The 21,495-nt window shown below is 35.9% G+C and carries 22 protein-coding genes; all 22 read right to left on the reverse strand.

Annotated features, from left to right (window positions below; translation table 11 throughout):
- Positions 1–203: 203 nt before the first annotated feature.
- Positions 204–1,304: a glycosyltransferase family 4 protein gene (locus tag IPZ59_RS15260; protein ID WP_236136908.1), complete on the reverse strand. Its 1,101-nt coding sequence runs from the start codon at positions 1,302–1,304 to the stop codon at positions 204–206.
- 363 nt (positions 1,305–1,667) lie between these two features.
- The gene (locus IPZ59_RS15265; protein ID WP_236136909.1) at positions 1,668–2,816 is read right to left on the reverse strand and encodes a glycosyltransferase; all 1,149 of its coding nucleotides are present in this window, start codon (positions 2,814–2,816) and stop codon (positions 1,668–1,670) included.
- Positions 2,809–3,339 (reverse strand): serine O-acetyltransferase, encoded by a 531-nt coding sequence (locus tag IPZ59_RS15270; RefSeq protein ID WP_236136910.1) that lies wholly within the window; start codon positions 3,337–3,339, stop codon positions 2,809–2,811. The genes IPZ59_RS15265 and IPZ59_RS15270 overlap by 8 nt, the downstream gene beginning before the upstream one ends.
- Positions 3,340–3,451: 112 nt before the next feature.
- Positions 3,452–4,369: a glycosyltransferase family 2 protein gene (locus IPZ59_RS15275; protein ID WP_236136911.1), complete on the reverse strand. Its 918-nt coding sequence runs from the start codon at positions 4,367–4,369 to the stop codon at positions 3,452–3,454.
- On the reverse strand, positions 4,362–5,267 hold the full coding sequence (locus tag IPZ59_RS15280; protein ID WP_236136912.1) for a glycosyltransferase: 906 nt from the start codon (positions 5,265–5,267) through the stop codon (positions 4,362–4,364). The genes IPZ59_RS15275 and IPZ59_RS15280 overlap by 8 nt, the downstream gene beginning before the upstream one ends.
- On the reverse strand, positions 5,257–6,099 hold the full coding sequence (locus IPZ59_RS15285) for a glycosyltransferase family 2 protein (RefSeq protein ID WP_236136913.1): 843 nt from the start codon (positions 6,097–6,099) through the stop codon (positions 5,257–5,259). Before IPZ59_RS15285 ends, IPZ59_RS15280 begins: the two co-directional genes overlap by 11 nt.
- Position 6,100: 1 nt before the next feature.
- Positions 6,101–7,249 carry a glycosyltransferase gene (locus tag IPZ59_RS15290; protein ID WP_236136914.1) on the reverse strand — a complete coding sequence of 383 codons (1,149 nt, stop codon included), beginning with the start codon at positions 7,247–7,249 and terminating at the stop codon, positions 6,101–6,103.
- On the reverse strand, positions 7,246–8,361 hold the full coding sequence (locus tag IPZ59_RS15295) for a glycosyltransferase family 2 protein (RefSeq protein ID WP_236136915.1): 1,116 nt from the start codon (positions 8,359–8,361) through the stop codon (positions 7,246–7,248). Before IPZ59_RS15295 ends, IPZ59_RS15290 begins: the two co-directional genes overlap by 4 nt.
- Positions 8,354–9,052: a glycosyltransferase gene (locus tag IPZ59_RS15300; RefSeq protein ID WP_236136916.1), complete on the reverse strand. Its 699-nt coding sequence runs from the start codon at positions 9,050–9,052 to the stop codon at positions 8,354–8,356. The genes IPZ59_RS15295 and IPZ59_RS15300 overlap by 8 nt, the downstream gene beginning before the upstream one ends.
- On the reverse strand, positions 9,049–10,002 hold the full coding sequence (locus IPZ59_RS15305) for a glycosyltransferase (protein ID WP_236136917.1): 954 nt from the start codon (positions 10,000–10,002) through the stop codon (positions 9,049–9,051). The genes IPZ59_RS15300 and IPZ59_RS15305 overlap by 4 nt, the downstream gene beginning before the upstream one ends.
- On the reverse strand, positions 9,999–10,724 hold the full coding sequence (locus IPZ59_RS15310; RefSeq protein WP_236136918.1) for a methyltransferase domain-containing protein: 726 nt from the start codon (positions 10,722–10,724) through the stop codon (positions 9,999–10,001). Before IPZ59_RS15310 ends, IPZ59_RS15305 begins: the two co-directional genes overlap by 4 nt.
- A 7-nt stretch (positions 10,725–10,731) precedes the next feature.
- Positions 10,732–11,979 (reverse strand): ABC transporter ATP-binding protein, encoded by a 1,248-nt coding sequence (locus IPZ59_RS15315; protein ID WP_236136919.1) that lies wholly within the window; start codon positions 11,977–11,979, stop codon positions 10,732–10,734.
- A complete protein-coding gene (locus IPZ59_RS15320) occupies positions 11,972–13,336 on the reverse strand; it encodes a DUF6056 family protein (protein ID WP_236136920.1) in 1,365 nt (454 codons plus the stop codon). The genes IPZ59_RS15315 and IPZ59_RS15320 overlap by 8 nt, the downstream gene beginning before the upstream one ends.
- Positions 13,333–13,461 carry an NAD-dependent epimerase/dehydratase family protein gene (locus IPZ59_RS15325; RefSeq protein WP_317208015.1) on the reverse strand — a complete coding sequence of 43 codons (129 nt, stop codon included), beginning with the start codon at positions 13,459–13,461 and terminating at the stop codon, positions 13,333–13,335. Before IPZ59_RS15325 ends, IPZ59_RS15320 begins: the two co-directional genes overlap by 4 nt.
- The gene (locus tag IPZ59_RS15330) at positions 13,458–13,961 is read right to left on the reverse strand and encodes a CTP-dependent riboflavin kinase (protein WP_236136921.1); all 504 of its coding nucleotides are present in this window, start codon (positions 13,959–13,961) and stop codon (positions 13,458–13,460) included. Before IPZ59_RS15330 ends, IPZ59_RS15325 begins: the two co-directional genes overlap by 4 nt.
- Positions 13,958–15,247, reverse strand: a complete 1,290-nt coding sequence (locus tag IPZ59_RS15335; protein WP_236136922.1) for a hypothetical protein — start codon at positions 15,245–15,247, stop codon at positions 13,958–13,960. The genes IPZ59_RS15330 and IPZ59_RS15335 overlap by 4 nt, the downstream gene beginning before the upstream one ends.
- Positions 15,231–15,953, reverse strand: a complete 723-nt coding sequence (locus IPZ59_RS15340) for an FkbM family methyltransferase (protein ID WP_236136923.1) — start codon at positions 15,951–15,953, stop codon at positions 15,231–15,233. The genes IPZ59_RS15335 and IPZ59_RS15340 overlap by 17 nt, the downstream gene beginning before the upstream one ends.
- A gap of 174 nt (positions 15,954–16,127) precedes the next feature.
- Positions 16,128–17,276: a dTDP-4-amino-4,6-dideoxygalactose transaminase gene (rffA, locus tag IPZ59_RS15345; protein WP_236136924.1), complete on the reverse strand. Its 1,149-nt coding sequence runs from the start codon at positions 17,274–17,276 to the stop codon at positions 16,128–16,130.
- Positions 17,277–17,556: 280 nt separating this feature from the next.
- On the reverse strand, positions 17,557–18,216 hold the full coding sequence (locus IPZ59_RS15350) for a GNAT family N-acetyltransferase (RefSeq protein ID WP_236136925.1): 660 nt from the start codon (positions 18,214–18,216) through the stop codon (positions 17,557–17,559).
- Positions 18,206–19,147 carry a glycosyltransferase family 2 protein gene (locus IPZ59_RS15355; protein ID WP_236136926.1) on the reverse strand — a complete coding sequence of 314 codons (942 nt, stop codon included), beginning with the start codon at positions 19,145–19,147 and terminating at the stop codon, positions 18,206–18,208. The genes IPZ59_RS15350 and IPZ59_RS15355 overlap by 11 nt, the downstream gene beginning before the upstream one ends.
- Positions 19,148–19,701: 554 nt before the next feature.
- Complete coding sequence (locus IPZ59_RS15360) at positions 19,702–20,100, reverse strand: endonuclease domain-containing protein (protein ID WP_236136927.1); 399 nt, start codon at positions 20,098–20,100, stop codon at positions 19,702–19,704.
- Positions 20,101–20,582: 482 nt separating this feature from the next.
- On the reverse strand, positions 20,583–21,359 hold the full coding sequence (locus tag IPZ59_RS15365) for an ABC transporter permease (RefSeq protein WP_236139820.1): 777 nt from the start codon (positions 21,357–21,359) through the stop codon (positions 20,583–20,585).
- Positions 21,360–21,495: the final 136 nt, after the last annotated feature.

Raw genomic sequence — 21,495 nt, forward strand, 5'->3', positions numbered from 1 at the left:
ATCAAAAAATAGTTCAACTTTATTTCGCGCAGCATATTTCAATTTATTTCTACATTATTTCGCTCAGCATATTTCTATATTATTTCCACCTTATTTCGCGCAGCATATTTCCACATTATTTCAATTTATTTCAGTTTGTCTAAGTACCAAAATTTCTCTCCATCAATATCCTACTATCAAATATCAACCAATATCCATTCCTCTTATTTCCGCGCATTCAGCGGCTTCCGTGAGAGCAATTCCCTGTAGAAATCTTCGAATTGCTTGGCCACTTTGGCTAAGGTATAATTTTCTAAGACCAATTTCTGGGCGTTGTTGAGTTTGGAGGTATTGTCGGAATAGAGGCAGGCGTGGATGGCTTGTACAAAGGCTTGAGAATCTCCGGGAGGTATGCAGTAGCCTGTTTGTTCGTTTAAAACTTCGGGGATCCCTCCTACTCCATAGGCGATGACTGGGATTTGAAGGGCCATGGCTTCAAGGATGACTGCTGGGAGACCTTCGATTTTGGAGGGCATAACCACAGCCTTGGCTTGGGTTAGTATTGGAAAGGGATTGGGTTGATTGGGTAAAAAATGAATCCTATCAGCGAGGTTTAACTCTTGAGCTTTCAATTCCAAGGCTGCTTTTAAGGGTCCATTTCCCATAAAAACCAAATCGAAAGAAGTATCTTGTAGTGTATGTACGATCTCCAACATACCGATTGGGGATTTTTCAGGAACTAAGCCACCTAATTGCAGTAAAAATGGCTTTTTCAATTTAACATCTACCGATTGATTTAGCTTATCTTGTAGTTCTTGTAAATCTATTCCGATCGGGATTACTTGATGAGGAATAGTTGGCGTTTTAAAAGTTCGATTCAGATCCCGTAAAGATGCTCGCGAAACAGATGCAATTCCTTGAATTCGATTTAACAAAAATTGATTAAATACATGATGAAAACTATTTCGAATAAAATCCCCCATCTGATTGGCATTTCTGTAAACAATTGGAGTTTTCCATCGAAAAAATAGTTTAGAGAAAACTGCAAACTTTAAGGTATCTGCTGCATTGGCTTGGACGATGTCTGGCTGGAAGTCTTTTATGATTTTCGTTAAATCTCTCCATCCAGACCAATCATATAGTCTTCTCTTAATTGGTCTTTTTAACTGTATACATTCACCAGAAAAAGGAAGATCTGCCTCTCCTTCAAAAATACTTACCAATAGCACCTGATGACCAATTGCTTGCAGATTGGTAGCAAGTTGAGCAGCAAATATTTCAGCACCACGGCGTTGGGGTTTTTGGATGAGTTGGAGGATTTTCAAGGGGATGGTGGGAGGGTTCTCGTTGTTGTCTTAGTTGTCAGGGTTGTCGAGTTATCGTGGTTGTCGTGGTTGTCGTGGTTGTCGGGTTGTTGAAATGGTTGGAATGTTGGTGATATTGGAAGGGTTGTCGGGTTTGTTAATGAAATTTACAATAAACTGATTCACGACAACTGCGAAGCGGATAACTATGACAACTGCGAAGCGGAGAACCATGGCAACAGTGGACGCAGTGAACGGACAACCAGGACAACAGCGAAGCGGATAACTATGACAACAGCAAACGCAGTGAGCAGAGAACCATGACAACAGCTCATGCAGAACGCGACATTACTAATCAAGCAATAACTCCATCAACTATTCACTTCATCCCCTAATCAACTGCGCGTAAGTTTCTTCGTAGGACTGGGCGATTTTCTCGATATCAAAATGTTCACAGGCAAAGGCATGGGCAAGGGATGTTCTCTTGGGCCAATCTTGGGCGGTTAGGGCTGCTTGTAGCTGTTTGGCAAGGTCATTGGGGTTGCGGACTTGGTGGAAAAGTGCCATATCGGAGCTGAGACATTCTTTGTTTTCGGGGATGTCGGAGGCGATGATGGGGACTTTGGCCATCATGGCTTCGATCAATGCTCCGGGCAAACCTTCATAATGGGAAGGAAAAACGAAATAGTCTGCTGCTGCCAATAGTTCGGGGATGTCTTTTCTATCTCCCAAGAAAATCACCTGATCTTGTAATTTAAGGCTTTGTGCTAAGTTTTGTAAGTGGTCTTGTTGATCTCCTTTACCTACAAACCAAAGGTTATATGTTTGCGAAAAATTATTTTGTGATTTTAAAAGTTGATCAAATGCCAGTATTAGTTCTTCTTGGCCTTTGCGGGCTATGAGGCGTCCTATGTTCAGAAAGATTTTGGTTTCAGGGTTAGGAACTTGATTTCGTATTTGCTTTAATTTTTTATGATCAGGATTCTCAAATATCTTGGAATCTCTCCCTCGATGGATCACCTTGAGCTTATCTGGGGCTATTTTTAATGACTTTTGATGGACTTTTGCCATATAGGTAGAGTTGGCAATAAAGAGGTCCACTTTGTTTTTTGTGATTCGATCCAGCAGGTAAACACGCAATAAAGCCAGTTTCCCTTTCCACGTTAGTGTTTGGTATCTTCTGGGATGGTAAGAATTGTTTACGAGGCTATTGATGATGGGAATATCTAGATTCAATTTTCTAGAAAGCATCTCGGAATGAAAAAGTGAGGCATGAATCAAGGCAGGTTGTAGAGCTGAAACAAATGCTCTTAAGTTAGGAAGTATTTCTTTATAGTCCATTCCTTTAGGAAAATTCAAGTGGAGTACTTCCAATCCTACTTGCTGATAGGTAGCTTCTAAGGCATGATCTCCCTGATAGATGGTTAGGAATATGGGCTTGAAATTTTGAAACCTGCTGGTGATTTCAAGTAAGCTCTTTTCTGCACCGCCTGTTTGGAGTGTGTCGATTAAAAAAAGGACTCTTTTATTCAAAGAAATTAATGTAATCTTCAGAAGTTTTTCCTTCAATAATCTTAGCAGGATTCCCAATGGCCAAACAATTGTTAGGCACATCTATATTCACAAATGCCAAAGGGGCAATCATGGCATTGTTTCCAATTTTCACATTTCCTACGATTACTGCATTGGGACCTATCCATACCTTATCCCCTATTTGAGGGGCACCCTTTCTAGGGCCTTGATTGATCCTTCCAATGGTCACCCCTTGGGCTATATTACAATTGGCCCCAATCGTCGCCTCAGAACTTACCACTATTCCCCCAAAATGTCCGATAAATAATCCTGGACCTATTTGTGTCACATGGGGAATCTGTATGCCATAGCGCACCTGGGCCCACTTGGAAAAAATCCGGACAAAAAAACCTAGGGGATTCCATTTGGAAGTAGCTTGACAGATTCTTATCCAGAAAATCACCCTGAAGCAAGGATTCGAAAATGCCTTGAAAAATCGTTTCGAATACCGTGTTTGATCTGCCTTTAATGTCCAAAAATTCATGAATTCCATTTTATTTTAAAACAAGAGAATTTTGGTAAGTTAAACTATTGGAAACACAAAAGATATTCGGCTTGTAAAATTCATTGATTCTTACCAAGAGTGAAAATTCATTTCATTCTTTAATTGAAGCTAATTTTAGATGGATTTGCTTGCCAAACTCTTTACCAAATAGCTCAAAAATAATGAATATCATTACAGATTTGAGTGTTAAAACTTTTTGATGAAGTTGAAGTTTAAAATATTTTCTTGCCTCTTTTTTGTCCCCCAAATGATAATTTAGCCACATCAATTTGTAAAAAAACTTTTTCATTAGAATCTTACTAGACTTAATCGTTTTAATGTGCTTTGGAATAATTTTATTGTAGGCTTTAGCAATTTTTGAGAAGTCCTTTGACAATCTGTCATCATGTTCAACGTAAATATCAATCAAATATTCTGGACACATATCAAATGTACCTTTTTGAGATAACCTAAGTAACAAATCGGTATCTTCTCCAGCTAAAAGGCTTTCATCAAAACCGCCTACATCCAATAAAATCTCCTTTGAAATTATTAATCCAGAATTTGTTCCTGTGTGTAAATTCCGAAGAAATGTCTGGTAGGTTGAATGAATAATTGGAGGTTTCCAGAATTTTTCAACAACCTTATCTTTAAAAACAAACCTATAACCAGACCAATAAAATTTTGTATCCGGGTTAGCTCCTTTTATCAAAGCAATCATTTTCGATAAAAAGTCTGGGTGGTATTGATCATCGCTATCCAAAAAAACTATATAAGTACCTCTTGAACGGTCAATTCCCAAATTTCTGGCGGATGCAGGACCTGAATTTTTCGCTGTCCTGAAAATTTTAATTTGATCATAGGATAGCTCCCGGAGATATTCAAACGTCCCATCCCAAGATTGATCATCAACAATTAACAATTCCCAATCTTTAAAGCTTTGGTTCAAAACACTTTTAATGGCTAAGGGTATTTTATCTAGTCGATTAAAAACCGGAAGTATGATTGAAAAAAAAGGTTTATCATTCATTTTTCAACTGTCCGTAACTTCCTCTAAAGAAATCTATTATCCCTAATCCCACATATTTGAAATTCAATATACCATAAGAAATTCCAAATCTAAAACCTATGAACAGTTTTGCTATGGATTTAAATAAAAAATTAAGAAACCCTAGGTAATACTTATTACTTTTCAAAATATACAACAAGTTCCGGGTAGAATAATATTGCTTGAAAAGCTGATTTTCATTAAGATTTTCGTACACTTTAGTTTTTATATTATTCCTGTTATAAAGTTTTCGGGTTTGGTAAAACAATTCTGAATTAACTATAGACTTAAATCCATGCTTTTTTAATCTTAGGTCAAACTCCAATTCCTCTTGACCATAAAAAAGAAAACTTGCGGGTAAAATCCCCCTATTTACCACTGCTTTATTGATTATTTTAAATTGGCCTCCAGCAATTGTATCAACAAAAACAAAGGAGGAGTCACAAAGCGTTGGATCATCAATTCTTTTTATCACCCCTTTTGTTCCATCAAACAAATGTCCAATTAACCCTAGTTGCCCAATATTGTCCAGGTCTGAAGCATATTCGAGTGTTTTGAAGATGTTTTGAAAAGTATCGGAGTGAACAGGAGGATCATTATCATCCCCCCAATAAATCCAATCATAGTCTTCGTTTGCTACCAATTCCAAGCCTTTGGCTGCAGCCCCAGCAGGACCTGCATTATAATCCATCCGAAAATAAACCAAAGGAAAGTTTTCAAAAGATTTTATCAGCTGTTCCGTTTCTGTGTCTTCGCTATTGTCAATGATCCATAGTTTTTGAGGAGCAAGACTTTGTTCAAAAACCTTTTCAATCGTATTTTTTAAAATCTCTGCTCGATTGTAAGTGATTATAAAGCCTGCAAAAAATTTATTTTCCATTAACTATTGGGTATAGCCTTTTTGCAATGAAAGGTAAGTAAGCTAAAACCAACCTTCCCAAAGTTATAATTTGGGATTTAGAAAGTAAATAAGCTTTTTTCAAATAGTTTCTAGCAGAAATGTAATCACCTAATCTTAAATAACTCACTCCTATAATTTGATTGAATAATCGCTTGACATGATTGCTAAGATAACTATCATGTTTATTGAGTATGTAAATCAAAGAATCAATCTTGTTTTGTTGGTTTTTACTACCTCCATTGGTTGATTCATGATATTTTAAACTCAAAAAAGGAAGTAGTTTTTTTGAAGCTTGGATATAATCTAATCGAAAAAATAACTCAGTGTTTTCAGAAAAATTTAAATTCTCATCAAATCCACCAACTTTATCAAAAACTTCTTTTTTAATTACGTAGGTGCCAGCAAGTGGGGGATTATATTCGTGCGCTTTCGTGTAATACTCAATTTCAATTCCTTGATTCACTTTCATAAATCCAGCTAAGAAAATAAGTATATCTGTATAATCTTTTATAGCAGTATAAAAATTAAAGAGAGTATCTTCCACCAATTCATCATCTGCATCTAAAAAAAGTAAATACTCTCCTTTTGCAATGCTAGCGCCTAAATTTCTTGCAACTGAAACACCTTTGTTCTCTTGTGATATAAGTATGTATTGACCTGCAAACTTTTTTAAAACTGAATTAAAATCATCTTCACTTCCATCATTTACTAAAATTAATTCATAATCTATTGTTTGACGAATAACAGAGACTAATGCTCGTTCAAGGGTTTTGGTAGCATTGTAAAAAGGTATTATGATCGAAATTGTCAACTTATAATATTTTTGTTAATTCTGAATTCAAGACTAAAGTCCAATTTTCAAAAGTGTATTTTTTCTTGGAGTTTTCGAAAATAAGCTTTTGAAATTCGCTAAGGTTATTGGATTGCAATAAATCCAATAATGCTGCTGAAAATGTTTTGGTCTCGTTTGCAACTTTGATGGCATCTATTTCTATTTCAACTCCCTTTGTTCCAAAACTTGTTGTCACAACAGGTCTTCCCATTAGCAATGCTTCTATTACTTTTAGATTTGAACCAGCCCCTTGGAAAATGGGTGCTATGACGACGGAATGGGTATGATAAGTAGATTGTATATTTGGCACATCTACCAACTTTTTGATAGCAGGATGATTGTTCATCATTTGCTCTAATTCCTGATCTTGAATATCAATAGGAGATACAAGCGTCATTGGTAAGTTTGGGAACTTTTCCAATAAGCTAGGATAGACATTTTTGATAAACCATTGGATGCCATGCAGATTCGGCTCGTAGGTAAGCTTTCCTACAAATAATAAGCTTGGGTTGGTAAAAGGTACAAATTGGATTGAGCTATTCAATAAAAGCTGGAAAGGTAAATTCGGTAGCATCAAATAATTCAGGAATCCCTTTTCTTTTTTGACCAATATGGGTAAGTCTACTTTTGCTTTTAACTTTTGATAGCTGCACTTATTTAGAAACAATATTTGAACCAGTCTAAATATTCTATAGGCTGATTGTGCTTGGCTAATTCTGGATCTGTAGAGTTCTAAGAAGTCATCGTCAATATCCGCTATAATCTTCAAGTCAGCAGGAATAAAGCAAACTGGATGAATATATCTGCTAAAGACAAATTGATAGTTGTTTTCAAGATATAGTTGATGTATGTATTGCCTTACTCCTTTGTCTTGCAGAAAGATCAGACCGATTTTCTTAAATAAAGTTTTTAACAAAGATTTTGTCGTATGAATTTTCAAAAATCTTGTATTTGGGTTCTTATTATTTTGGAGAGCTATGTGATAATCAGAGTCATGATCTATGATTAAGTAATCTACTTGATAGTTTTGTTCAAGTGCTTTGAGCAAAGCAAGTGAGCGTTGTTTTTTGCCATCATTTGGTGGATATGGCCCAGATTGGGAAATATAAAGTATGGGGATTTTATTCAAAACCGAATCTTATTTAAACATGCCCCTAGGAATCTACCATATTTCAAATGGTTGTATTTTTTTATTTGAGGCTCAAAAATCAATCGGATTAATTTTTCTTGTTCCTTTTCTGAGTAGTCAAGCTTAGTAAAAAATACTTTGACATTTGGAATTACTTCTTTGGAGAGTTGTTGAATTTGTTCGGGCTGAAGGAAATAACGAAAAGTCAATTGAGAATTGAAATCAACAAAATCACGCAATTCAAACCTCCAAAGCCATTTGGTTTTTTCCTCTTGGTACCAAATAAATGCTTCTTCAATTTTACCCTGATGCAATAGTACACCTAGACATTTTATAAAATGTATTTTGACCAATGGTGCAATATTCCAATTCAAATCTATGTTTGAGTCAGTTTCTGTGGCTATTCGACGATCCATCCTTACAGCTCTTTGCGTCACTTCTGACAATGCAAAATACATCACTTTAGCATTTCTGCTCATGCTATCTGTGATATACCGATATCCAACTAAATCTTGAGGAATAGATTTGATCTTGGCCCCTACTTTACCTGCTCTAATCCAATAATCCCAATCCTCACAACTTTTGAGTGTAGTATCAAATTCGCCCAATTGATCTGCTAGGGATTTTCTAATTAAAATGGAATGGCATGCTCCAATATTTTGGGTGACAACATTGGGATAGATTAAACCATCCTTAGTCGGTAGGTGTGTATGATACTTTTTCTGTCTGTCAGCTGACCAATATGAATAACCACATCTGTACAAATCAAACTCAGGGAATAAGGTAATTGCATTTGAATAAGTCTCAAAAAAATCTCTTTCTAACCAATCGTCGGCATCTAAAAATACGATGAACTTTCCTGATGCATTTTTTAACCCTGTATTTCTAGCTGCTGAAAGTCCTTGATTCTTTTGGTTAAAAAGCTTAACATGAGGATCTTTTTTTGAATACCCAGTTGCAATTTCTTTGGTATTGTCTGTGCTTCCATCATTAATGATGAGTACTTCAAAATTTTCGTATTCTTGATCTAAAATAGAATTTAATACATCTTCTAAGAAATGGCTTTGATTGTAGCATGGAATGATAATGCTAAATATAACTTTTTCAGACATCTTTAGCATATTTCAAAAAAGATTGAGGAACATAATATTTCGATATAAAATACTTAAGCTTATCTATATGACTATATTCTGCCTTGTTTTGCCAAGATGCATTCCAAAGATGAACTCCGATTGTTTCTTTTTTAACAAACTTCTTCCAATGAAATTTTCTCAATTTATATGGTAAGGGATAAAAATATTCATTGCCTAAGACTAAACTATCTTGAAGTTCTTCATTAGATACTTGGTTTAAATTAGCATTAAGAACTTCTGGAATTAAAGGCGGATTGTTTGTAAAGATTAATTTTGAATAATAATCTAAAATGGTTTCAATAGCTTTGCTTTGTGCTATAGCTCCTATAATTCCAGCACTCAAAGAAAAGCCAGTCTCCTTTCCTATGAAATATGAATTATCTAAAAAGCGCTGGGGTAATGGCTTCAACAATAACATATCTGTATCCAAATATACTCCTCCCTCCTGCTGCAAAGCATATAGTCTAGCCACATCAGAGACAAAGGCATACTTTCCTAACCTATATGCCTCCCTAGTAAACCCACAATAATTGATATCAAAGTTCTCTTCATTCCACAGTTTGAATTGATAATCAGGACAGTGCTTTTTCCATGAAGCTATGCACCTCAATTCTAAAGCTGAAAGCTTAGCGGGACCAAACCAACAGTAGTGGATGATTTTGGGGATCATACATTTAAATTCTTAATAACCATTTTTCTAAGCTTAAAAAAAATTAGTAGATTCAAAAATTTCCCTAGAATCGAACCTTTTAAAAATTGTTTTTTGATGCTATTTTCAAAATTGCGATTTTTTAAAAAAATAATAGTTCGAAAATCCCTAACAATGCTGCTAACATAAATTTTAAATGCTAACCAGTTACTTTCATATTTATATAATTTATAAAATATTAATGTTGATGAACTGAACCCAAATCCATAATTTAGTTTGAGGTAATATTCTTTTGTTAGTCTATTGTGTGGTAAAAAATGATGAAATTTCATTTCATTATCATAAAAAACTGAATCGAGTCCGGCTATTAAGCATAACTCTGCATCACCACCAGATGTTAAAGACTTACCTTTTCTATCTGACAAAAGGAAGGAGCCCTTCAAAGTTGCATACTTTAGCGCAAAATTTTTCTTTAAGGCCATTCCTGCACCATGAATCATTTGATTTGGCCCTTTGGATCTACCTTCCGATCCTACTGCATATCCCCAACCATCAACATCAATAAACCATTTGGGAAATTCTATTGATGAAACAGGAAATCCTAAACCTCCTACTATAACACATTGATTATTTTCAAAATTTTCTGCAACTTTCTCAAGATAATTTTCGAATAACCAGTTATCATCATCACAAAAAACCAAATAGTTAAATACAGCATTTTTAATTCCACAAATTCTAGCATATGATAGACCTGGTTTGTCTTCAATAACTATTCTTAATCGATTTTCCAAACCTATTTTTTTTGCACAGTCTTTAACAAATAAACTTGTCCCATCATTAGAATTGTTATCAATTATAATAACTTCAAAGCCATAACTTTCAGGAATCTTTAGATTTACCAGGTGTTCTAAAGTAGGTTTTATTCTTTCTTTACTGTTGTAACAACATATCAATATAGAAAACCCTTTCATTTAGATAATTTTCTTTTTAATATTTTAAGTAATTCACTATAAGTAATAACACCCTCCCTAATTTTTTTTAATTCATTTTTTAGCTTTTCAATTTCATTGTTTTTGATTTTGTATAAATCAGGATGAATTAATGGCAGGCAAGGATTCGATACCTCAGAAAAATTATTTTTAGAAAACAAAAAAATATTTTGCTTATACCAAAATTCAATTTTTTCGTTATTCCAAATTTCTGGTCTAATTAAATCAAAAATTTTAAATCCAAATTTTTTAAATTTTGCTTCCCAATAATTTGGCCATTGTTCGTTCAAATGGTTTTGACCACCTTGCCATGGAATAGCAGCTGAAAAAATAATATTATTTGAATGCTTACTAATACTTTCAATAAAAATATCAGCAGAAGATTCTTTCAAGTGTTCCGCAACCTCTAAAGATATCACTAAATCAAATTCCTTCTTTAAGTTAAAAGGTTTTTCCAAATCAATAGATTTAAATTGACTTGGATTAATATATTTGTAAAGTAACTCCTTATCCACATAATCACCATCTAACCCTAAAAACTCTTTGACCCCTTGTTTTGAAAAAACATTGAGCCAAGTTCCTATTCCGCAACCTACATCTAATACTGATTTCGGTTTTAATAAATTCATTATTTTAGGAACGATTATCTCTGCAGCAATAGTATTATGAACTGTTTCTTGATGAATATATTTATCTTGAGCCACTTGTTTATTATTTATAATTCCACTCTATAAATTTATCTATAGATCCAATTGTTAACGGATCTGGTTTTTGTGTATAAGCTTTGTTAGAAACATATTCAAATACTACCGCATTGTATTTAACATCATAATCAACTTTATCATCACCTAACCAAGCAGACAATTTGTATATCCCTGTGTGAAGTTCTGGATTACGTAATACTCCTTCAATAACACCAGTTTTCAATATTTTTTTGTTAAATATGGAGGAGTGGTATCTTGCATTTGAACCAAGTATTGGAGAGCCGGATTGATTATAGAGTACAATACCAATGCAAGGATTCTTTAATTCAAAAGGACTTTCAAAATGAAAAAAGAATCGCAAAACATTTTTTTGTATTTCTATTTGAATTTTATAAATATTTGGTTTAGAAAGGTCTATATCAAATGATACCGAGTTTCTTAATTCATCTTGTCCTAAATATTCTTCAAGAGCAAATTGGGTTTTCCCTATATAATTTACTTTTCCACTATTTAATAAAATTGAAGAATTACATAATGCTTTAATAGTATCTAAATTATGACTCACAAACAACACTGTCCTCCCCTGATTCTTACTCACATCCTCCATCTTACCCAAACACTTCTGCTGGAATTCATAGTCTCCAACGGCTAGGACTTCATCGATGATTAAGATCTCAGGATCCAAGTGGGCAGCTACTGAAAAACCCAGTCGAACTTTCATGCCTGAAGAATAGAACTTGACCGGTGTATCGATGAATTTCTCTACGCCTGAGAAGTCGATGATTTCATCCAATTTGTGATCGATCTCTCGTCTTGTCATCCCGAGAATGGTTCCATTCATATAGATATTTTCACGACCTGAGAGCTCAGGATGGAAACCTGTTCCTACTTCAAGCAAGGAAGCCACTCTACCATGGATCTCAATTTTTCCTGAGGTAGGTTCGGTTATTTGGGAGAGGATTTTGAGTAAGGTAGATTTACCCGCCCCATTTTTACCGATAATTCCCAATACTTCTCCTTGCTGTACTTCAAAGTTTATGTCTTTAAGAGCCCAGAAAACTGAGTCATCCCTGCCTCCCGAATGGGATGGCGCGTCTTCACTAAACTTACTGAGTTGAAGCAAGCGCTTATAATTCTCATAAGGAGACTTAATGATATTGGTCAGTTGGCCTATAAGCGTATCGGCTTGTTTTTCTTTTAAGCCAAGGCGGTAGCGTTTGGAGATGTTACTTACTTTTATAATTGATTTAGTCATTATCTGTTCTAATCCAAACCTTTTCAACTTCATGAAACTTTGAGAATCTGGTATTATCTAAAAAATTTGAATCAGAAGTCAATTCAATTAATCTACCAGTAAACAATCTATCATCTACTTTAATAGGAGGTAATGTAATATTTAAAATTCCTTTACTCCTCAAACTATAAACAGTTTTCGATCTTTCCTTTATTTGCTTACTTAAGTCCATAAATAAAGGAACTTGAATCCATAAATTCATATAACCATACAAAAAAGATATTAAAGTAAGAGAAATAAATATTTCTTTCAAGAATTTAAAATTGGCTAAAGTATTGATAAAAAGTATCCCACCAGAGATACTAACCCCAAAAGCGAAATAAGAATAAAAATAACCAGCTCTTTTCACAAAAGACATTGATGGCATCAAACTAAATGGAATAATTACCAAAAAACTAGCTAATAAAAATATATAAAATAATTTCTTGACATGGATAATGTCAACATCTCTAAATTGTAAAACAATAAATGCAGTAACAAGTCCAAAAAAAACTAAAACCTTGTTCACAAATACATAGAAAAATAAAATCTCAAAATAATTGTTGAAAATTGAAGCGAAGGCAAAACTTGTATTCTCTTCACCCATTCTTTGCCAAGTTCCTGGCGCTATCATAACTATAATAAATCCTATTGCAAACATCAAAGAATAGTAAAAGTAAGTTATAAATATCTTTGATTTGTAGAGTAGTGAAAGGATTAAAAATAGAAATAAGATAATCGCCATTGCAAAAGAAAGGTTTTGAGCAGACATTCCTAAAGAAAAAAATATAAAAGCATAGACTATTTTTTTTAAAACAGAAAGATCTTGAAAATATTCATTTTTGTTTAAGATGTATAGTGACAAACTTAATATAAACCCTGTAAGCATCATATACCCACCAGTGGCCCAATAAATATTATAACCAATGTGATTTTTCATTCCTATCCACCCAAAAAGTAACATTAATCCAATAAATGAAAAATCTATTTTACCTAATTTTCTTTTTGGAGATATAATTAATTTATAAAGAATAATAAGATTAATTATAAAGCAAAGTAACCAGAAAAAAGTCACAACTTTTGATGGAAAAACACCTGTCATAAGCCAAGCAAAAGCTATTTGAAAAGAATAAGCTCTACCATCGTGTATATGATAATAGATTTTTAAATTATTTAAAAAATCTTTTAAACCTCCATATTTAAAGGTGTTCATATGATAAAAATCGTCAGCGAAATTATAAGAGTGATAGCATAAAAATAACAATACAATTACAGTTATAAATCCTGTTAATGAAATAAAAATTAGTGACTGATTTTTTAAACTTAGTCTTGCTTTCATAAATACTTTCCTCTTAAATAAAAATAATTATCTATACAATGGACCTCATGCCCTACTTCAATCAATTGCTTACAAAGGTGCGAACCAAGAAAATCTGCTCCGCCTGTCACTAAAATTCTTGTCATGATTTATTCATCAATAAGTTCTTTACTTTCTTATTGAAATCTAGCAGCTTTCCTACTAGGAATTGATAGCGATTGCCCTTATAAAACCATGATTCTCTCTTCCACCAAAATAATCTCCAGAATATATTAGGCTTTAAGGTAGCTTTTAAAAAATAATTGCCAGAAATATCCACTTTTACTCCATGCTCATTTTCAAATTCAATTCTAGACTTCAATCTTGTATCTGCTACAACTTCTAAAATATGGTCTGGGCACTTTGGGAACCGCAATAGGTAGCAGGGATAGTTATTGACTTTGGCTTGAAATAAATACCAGGTATCATCAAAACTAAAATCAGCTTGCTTCAAATCAAGATAAACAGGATGTTTTAAAATGATATTCAAAGTGCCTGGGTAGAATTCAAGACCCTCCTTTTCGAAACGAGATTGATACTTTTCAATCACCGATTTTCCAATACCCCTTCCTTGGACTATGCTCCCAGTATATATGATTTCACTCAAAATTTTCCTTTTATCTTTTGCAATAAAGAAATGATGTTTTTGGGAAGTATTGCGATTAGCTTCCTTTTGACTTTCATTTTTATTTTCTCTTGAGGCACTCTATCTTTTGATTGAGGCAGGTATGGAATCATTGATCTATTTTTCCCAACAGCATCATCAATTGGGTTTTGATAAATTAATTGATGGCTTTTAAAATATCCAGCTAATATCTTACCCATATTGTAATCATCGTCAAGTTGGCTTGGAGTGAACCAAGTTAATTGCAGTTGCCTTGCCAAGTTTGATAACTTTACATTGTAAGTAGGTTTTACTTGAAATTTATGGATTTTACAATGATATAGAAGTGAGAAGAAATAATCATCATACCTTGGATGGAACAAAAGGCCATTGAAGATTTTATTTGAAAGCATTGATTGTTGCCATTTAGCAGGGAAATATTCATCCCCTAAGAATCGAATATCAATCTTGACTTCTTCTCCTGCTACTATTATAACCCCCTTGTAAGGTTTTGTAGGACTTTGCTCCATTCCAATCAATGAGGCCAATCGTTGATAATTATCAGTCAACAAATCTAAATCAGCTTCAGGGTTTTCATCAGGAAGCGACTCAAAATTCCTTAAAATCAAATAATCCGCTCCTAAGTTAAGCATATTGAACAAATCAAGATAAGAGTCCCATCCTACCGCTCCCTCTAAATCCTTGTTTAACTCTGATGGTATTAATTTTTCTTTCCCAATTATCTTTTTGAGTAATTGATATCCAAAAACTAATGGAGCTTGAAAGCAAAATTCCTGAATGTTGTTAGTGGAATGTATTGCATACGAAGGTCCTCCTTGATTTTTAACCCAATCTCTAAATTGATATTTGGCTTTGATTACATTCCTATTACTAAGTTCTATGTTTTTGGAAACGGAAACTTCATAGCCATAATCAGGGTACAAATCTAAAACTACAAAGGCAATAAATTCATTGCTGCCAATTTTAGCTAAATGACCAGATCTTCGCTTAGATTTTTTTATGTTTGAATATATAGGGGCTTCATATAGTCTTGCTGCATTATCATGCAAATTATCTTCTGACCAAATGATTTTTGTTTCGGATAATACTTCAAAATTATCATTTAAATAGACTCTTATTTCTTCCAAAAAAGGAAAAGAGTCCCTCCAAATGGCAAAGAATGCATAGTCTTTCTTGTTATGAAAGAACTTTCCGTCTTTGAATTCAAAATCAATCAAACCTGCTTTTGGCAGTTTCGACTTTAAATCAAATTCATTTTTTTCTGGCATTTTGGATTGATTCAAAAATAAATGTATTCACCGTCTTCGCTTTGATATTGTATCCTTTTTCAAAGAGGTACTGAGCTAAAGGCTGATTATTTAAATCTTGTAATTCAGTATCAAGCAATTCTAAGAGAATTACTTTAGGTCTATACTTATTGAAATCCAATCCATGCAGAACCGCTGCTTCACCACCTTCTACATCGATATCCAAGAAATCTATTTCTTGACCGACTGGAAGGAACTGGTTTAAAATAGAAGTCAAGGAAGCTGTCTTCATGGGTATCACCTGTATTAACTTATTTTGAGGCTTAGACTGATCTTTAGATTTCAGTCTTTCATTTTCAAACCCATTCAAGGCTTGGTCTTTAAAAATATAGAAGTTTAGTTGTTCCCCATCTTCACCAATTGGAATCTCAAGATTGATATCTCTTTTTCTCTGTTGCTGGAATAGCTTCATGCTTCCTGGCATGGCGTCTATATTGATTCCCGACCATCCTTTTTTGTAAAAATGGTAAGTGTTAGAGGATTTTTTAGGATGATATGCTCCTACATCTACATAAAAACCAGTGCTTTGATAAAAAAATAGTTTCCTCAGGATCATGTCCTCTCCTTCTCCTGAAAAAGACTGAAAAGCAATGAAGTCAAAACTATTCCAGTAGAGTTTCCTTAATTTTTCAAACCAATTCTGTGGAATGTATTTTTTAAAAGTCATTGAGTAATGCTAGAAATATTAATGTAATGAAGGAATTTAAAGGTTGTCGAGTTGACATTGTTGTCGTGATTTTGGTCGTTTTGAGAATCCTAGGTTGTTCGAAAAACCTATTTATAGCAAAGCTATGATTACATCACAATGGAGAATGCATTAAACGTTAAACATTGTCATGACTTACTCCATTTCGAAAAACAAAGGCAACCTTACTAGGCTATCCGAATAGTGTTCTGTGTGTGGGAGTGGTTGTTTGTTTTTACCTTGGTATTTTTGAATAAAGTCACTGCGATGTAAGGATTGATAATGAAAAACAGTGAGGATGCCTGCTGTTTTCATTTGGTTTATAAAAGCTGTTCTATAGGACAGTTGCTCGAAGATCAAGTAGAAGATGTGTGCATTGGGAGAACTGTCTTCTGGGCAAACCTGGTAATTGTCTGTGAGCCGGGCTTGCTGTAGTACTTTACTGAACTGCTGCAAGTATAAATTAGACAGCACTTGCCGGCTTGAAGCTTGGCCAGCGAAGTAGTGATGATAGTCTTGCCAAATGGCTTTTCTTTTAGCTTGGATGGCATTCAAATTCTCCAACTGTGCCCACAAAAAAGAAGCGGTTACCTCAGATGGCAGAAAACTACTCCCCACATCCACCCAACCATATTTATCCACTTCTCCCCGGAAAAAAGCGGCCCTATCGGTTCCCTTTTCCCAGATGATCTCTGCGCGCTTTGCGAATTGGGAATCATTGATCACAAGCATCCCTCCTTCTCCGCATTGGATATTTTTGGTTTCATGAAAACTAAAGCATCCCAAATGTCCTATGCCTCCTAAAGGTTGGTCTTTATAATAACTATCGATAGCCTGTGCGGCATCTTCCACCACCCATAATCCATTCCGCTCAGCGATGTCCATGATGGTATCCATCTCGCAAGCTTTCCCTGCATAATGAACGACTACGATTGCTTTCGTTTTAGGTGTTATCAAATCCTCTATCAAGGTTTCATCCATATTGGGATGATCTGACCGGCTATCCACAAATACAATCTTTGCTCCTCTTAATACAAAGGCATTCGCTGTAGATACGAAAGTATAACTTGGCATAATCACCTCATCCCCTGCTTGAATATTCAGCAAGATCGCAGCCATCTCTAGGGCATCTGTGCAAGAGGTAGTCAATAAACACTTGTGAAACCCATACCGCTGCTCAAAAAAGGAATGACATCGTCTCGTAAACTCCCCATTCCCCGAAATCTTGCCCAAATTAACCGCTTCCTGAATATACTTCAGTTCATTGCCAGTCATGTATGGTTTGTTGAAAGGGATGGTTATCATGGTTGATGGGTTGTCGTTGTTGTCGTGGTTGCAATGGTTGTCAAGTTCTCAGGTTGTCGGGTTGTCAAGGTCTCAGGTTGTCATTGTTGTCAAAGTAGTCTTGGTTGTCGGGTTGTTGGGGTTTTAAGGGTTCTCCAGCGCAAAGCGCAGAAAATTAAGACAACGCGAAGCAGACAACTATGACAACCAAGCGAAGCGTTGATAACTACGAGAACGCGAAGCGGACAACCATGAAAACGGTGAATGCATTGAGCAGATAATGGCGAATCGGATAATCTGACTACTCCTTCCAGTAGTGATACACATACACCTTATCAATTAACTGAAAACCAGTTCCTTGGTATAATTGACAGGCCTGTTTATTGTTTGCTTGGGTTATGACTTCGATGGATTTAGCGCCTTGTTGGTAGGCGTAGGATTTTGCTAGGGTAATTAATTCTTTTCCTATTCCTTTGCCCCGATGTTCTGGATGAACCGCGATCAAACCAATACTTGCCTGATCGTTGGTTGTAGAGACAGTAACGATCCCTTTATTATCAGATACTGCTAAAAGCTGCTGCTGTTCAAATGCCTGTTTGATCCAAAGCTTATACAGTTTTTCAAATTCTCCATTTTTCAATCGCTTGTCGGTTTTGAAGCGGGAAAGGTGTCCACTTTCAATGGCCAACATCGAAAAAACTTCATTCCAGTTTTGGACTGAAAAAACCCCTTGGTTCTTTATTTCTATTATTTCTAGTTTTTTTTGAAAAGTGAGTTTTTCATCCACAAGAATTACATTAGTAGAATCAACATCTAATGGGCATGGGCTATTAATGTAAATTAATTGAAAGGGCTGATTGCTGAGTTTGATTCGATCAACTTCATACTGATTTTTGAGAAGCAGTCTTCCAACTTCATATCCAAACAATTCCGAATCAAAAGCCAATCTCTCAATCTTCATTGCTTGATTCTTGAATAATGTAAATCGGTCGTTTTTTCACCCCCTCGAACGTTTTCCCTACATATAAACCCACCATTCCCAAGGTAACCAAAATAAAGCCAGTAAGCACCCATAAAGATATAATCAAGCTGGCATACCCCGCGACAATGATCTCACCTCCAAAATATCGGAGCAAGGTGTATAACGCAAAAACAAAGCCTGTAAGCGCTACGAGCATCCCCAATTTGATTGTCAATCGAAGTGGTTTATCGCTGTAAGCCAACATGATATCCAAAGCCAAATTAAATAATTGCTTCAAGCGATAGCTACTTTCCCTTTGATCATTGGCTGCATGTTCCACGGGGATGCTTGTTTGCCGAAACCCTACCCAGCGGACCATGGTTGGGAAATATCGAATACTTTCCCGCATGCCCACAATCGCATGGATGACTTTGCGATGATAGATTCCAAAATTGGCTACGCTTTCATCCTGATGAGAACCGGTTAAGTAAGCGAGGGTTCTATAAAAGATTTTGGAGGATAACTTTTTAAAGAATCCATCCTTCCGCTCTACCCTTCTAGCCAAGACCACATCAAATCCTTCCTGAGCTTTTTTAAACAAGTGAGGAATTTCTTCCGGTCTATCCTGCAAATCACAGTCCATGACTACCACCCACTCTCCCTGCGCATGGTCCAATCCAGCAGTAATTGCATAATGCTGCCCAAAGTTTCTTGAAAGTTTGTATCCTTTGATTTCAGGATGGATCGCAGCAAGTCTTTTGATCTCCTGCCATGATGCATCAGGTCCACAATCCTCTATCAAAATTATCTCATAAGCATCCGTGACAGTTTCCACCGACCGCTTAATCCGCAACACCAACTCCTCCAATAACTCTTCAGCTCGGTAGACTGGGGAGATGATGGATAAGGTTGCTGTAGAAGTGGTTGTCATTGTTGTCGGGATTTTCGGGTTGTCAAGTTCTCAGGGTTGTCATTGTTGTCGTGGTTGTCGAGTTATTGTGGTTGTCAGGTTCTCAGGTTGTCGGGTTGTCATTGGTGTCGAGTTATCGTGGTTGTCGGGGTTTTCACGATTCTCCAGCGCAAAGCGCTGACAACCATGACAACGCGCAGCGGACAACCCTCCCAGCATTCACTTCCTTCTAAAAACGAATCTCCTTACCTACACGCAACCCAACCATGATAACCATGACAACAAAGGCGCAAAGCGCTGACAACCATGACAACGCGCAGCTGAAAATTACGCCACATCAGCAAAAATCCTCTCCATCCTTCGAAAGTAAAACATCCCAAAAACAAATAATACGAGCGCTACTATACTTCCCGGCCAGATTTACCCCCAACCCCTAAAGGGGAGCTTGTTTTCATTTTCAATTTTCAATTTGTCTTCAATAAAAGTTGAACCTATGAATTTCATTTTTATCCAAATCGCCAGTGATACTATTCCTCCCCTTGAGGGGAGGCCAGGAGGGGTATATACCTTAAATTCTATTTTTCTTCTTTCAGCGTTTTTCTAAGTACCTCTATCTCATTAAGAATTTTAGTCAAAACTGTATTTGTTGCTTTTAAGACTTCTTCATTAGAAAATCTAAGTATATGGATACCTAATGATTCTAATCTTTCAGTTCTACCGATATCCCGTTCTTTTTGAAACTTGTCCTCATGAATTCCACCATCAAGTTCAATTCCTAGTTTGAATTGATGACAATAAAAATCTAAAATAAATTTATCAGCAGGATGTTGCCTTCTGAACTTCAAGTCATTTAACCTACCTAACCTTAATTTTTCCCAGAGAATAACTTCCGCAGATGTCATATTTTTCCTAAGTTCCTTTGCTCTGCGGAAAATTTCTGGAGAAGCGTTATAATTAAGCTCTGGCTTTTTCATAGTGAATTACTAAAGAAGAAAGGTAGTTTTACCCCCAGCCCCTAAAGGGGAGCCTGTTTTCGTTTTCAACATTTAATTTGTCTTCAATAAAAGTTGAACCTATGAATTTCATTTTTATCCAAATCGCCAGTGATACTATTCCTCCCCTCGAGGGGAGGTCAGGAGGGGTGCATACCCCCAACCCCTAAAGGGGAGCCTGTTTTCGTCTTTAACTTTCACTTAGTCTTCAATAAAAGTTGAACATATATATCTCATTTTTACCTAAGTTGCCGGTGATACTTTTCTTCCCCTCGAGGGGAGGTCAGGAGGGGTGCATACCCCCAGCCCCTAAAGGGGAGCCTGATTTCGTTTTCAACATTTAATTTGTCTTCAATAAAAGTTGAACCTATGAATTTCATTTTTATCCAAATCGCCAGTGATACTATTCCTCCCCTCGAGGGGAGGTCAGGAGGGGTTTTACCCCCTAGAGTTAAGGAGGGGTATTACGCCACATCAGCAAAAATCCTCTCCATCCTTCGAAAGTAAAACATCCCAAAAACAAATAATACGAGCGCTACTATACTTCCTGGCCAAATCCACTCCCAGGGCATGGGGCGGTCTAGGAAGGCGGCTCGGTAGCCTTCGATGACGCCAACCATGGGATTTAAGATATACCAATTGAGGTATTTATCCGGAACAGCTGTAGTACTATACACTACTGGGGCTGCGTAGAGTAAAATTTGGACTACAAATGTCAGGGCATGTTTAACGTCCCGATACTTGACGGCCATGGCTGATAGTACCATCCCTACTCCTAGGCTACACATCAGGAGTTGCAAGGTTAGCAAGGGTAAAAATAGGATGCCCCAACCGGGAACTTGCTTGAAGTAAATCAACATACCGATTACGACTACGAATGCAATCAGGAAGTCCAATAGCTTGGATAAAACTGAGGATAAGGGTAATACCATGCGTGGGAAATACACTTTGGTAATCATATTGGCATTTTGGATAAGGGAGTTTGCTGACTCCGTTAACGTTCCTGAAAAGTAATTCCAAGGCCATAAGGCTAAATAACTGAACAAGACATAAGGCATCCCATCCGAATCCACCTTGGCCAGGCCACCAAAGACAATGGTAAAAACCATAGTAGTAAATAATGGCTGAATAATCGCCCAGGAGACCCCAAGCACTGATTGTGCATAGCGGGCTTTAATGCCTCTAAGCGTCAGGAAATACAATAAATCTTTGTATCGCCAGAGCTCTTTGAGATTAACCATCTTCCAACCGGAAGAAGCTTCTATGACTTTATAGTGAGACAACAGTTAGTAGTTAACAGTGAAAAGTGAAAGATTGTCTTGATTCCTCGATTATCGGGGCAGGCTTTGATTCTTGTTTGTTATAAATACTTGATAC

The sequence above is a fragment of the Mongoliitalea daihaiensis genome (assembly GCF_021596945.1).
GTDB classification, from domain to species: Bacteria; Bacteroidota; Bacteroidia; order Cytophagales; family Cyclobacteriaceae; genus Mongoliitalea; species Mongoliitalea daihaiensis.

Excerpts from the sequence above, each read along its gene's own strand:
- IPZ59_RS15320 (WP_236136920.1), bottom strand. The coding sequence starts at position 13,336 with ATGAAAGCAAGACTAAGTTTAAAAAATCAGTCACTAATTTTTATTTCA.
- IPZ59_RS15300 (WP_236136916.1), bottom strand. The coding sequence starts at position 9,052 with ATGATCCCCAAAATCATCCACTACTGTTGGTTTGGTCCCGCTAAGCTT.
- IPZ59_RS15270 (WP_236136910.1), bottom strand. The coding sequence starts at position 3,339 with ATGAATTTTTGGACATTAAAGGCAGATCAAACACGGTATTCGAAACGA.
- IPZ59_RS15365 (WP_236139820.1), bottom strand. The coding sequence starts at position 21,359 with ATGGTTAATCTCAAAGAGCTCTGGCGATACAAAGATTTATTGTATTTC.
- IPZ59_RS15335 (WP_236136922.1), bottom strand. The coding sequence starts at position 15,247 with ATGCCAGAAAAAAATGAATTTGATTTAAAGTCGAAACTGCCAAAAGCA.
- IPZ59_RS15275 (WP_236136911.1), bottom strand. The coding sequence starts at position 4,369 with ATGAATGATAAACCTTTTTTTTCAATCATACTTCCGGTTTTTAATCGA.
- IPZ59_RS15350 (WP_236136925.1), bottom strand. The coding sequence starts at position 18,216 with ATGAAGATTGAGAGATTGGCTTTTGATTCGGAATTGTTTGGATATGAA.
- IPZ59_RS15355 (WP_236136926.1), bottom strand. The coding sequence starts at position 19,147 with ATGACAACCACTTCTACAGCAACCTTATCCATCATCTCCCCAGTCTAC.
- IPZ59_RS15360 (WP_236136927.1), bottom strand. The coding sequence starts at position 20,100 with ATGAAAAAGCCAGAGCTTAATTATAACGCTTCTCCAGAAATTTTCCGC.
- IPZ59_RS15280 (WP_236136912.1), bottom strand. The coding sequence starts at position 5,267 with ATGGAAAATAAATTTTTTGCAGGCTTTATAATCACTTACAATCGAGCA.
- IPZ59_RS15305 (WP_236136917.1), bottom strand. The coding sequence starts at position 10,002 with ATGAAAGGGTTTTCTATATTGATATGTTGTTACAACAGTAAAGAAAGA.
- rffA (WP_236136924.1), bottom strand. The coding sequence starts at position 17,276 with ATGATAACCATCCCTTTCAACAAACCATACATGACTGGCAATGAACTG.
- IPZ59_RS15315 (WP_236136919.1), bottom strand. The coding sequence starts at position 11,979 with ATGACTAAATCAATTATAAAAGTAAGTAACATCTCCAAACGCTACCGC.
- IPZ59_RS15295 (WP_236136915.1), bottom strand. The coding sequence starts at position 8,361 with ATGTCTGAAAAAGTTATATTTAGCATTATCATTCCATGCTACAATCAA.
- IPZ59_RS15340 (WP_236136923.1), bottom strand. The coding sequence starts at position 15,953 with ATGACTTTTAAAAAATACATTCCACAGAATTGGTTTGAAAAATTAAGG.
- IPZ59_RS15325 (WP_317208015.1), bottom strand. The coding sequence starts at position 13,461 with ATGACAAGAATTTTAGTGACAGGCGGAGCAGATTTTCTTGGTTCGCAC.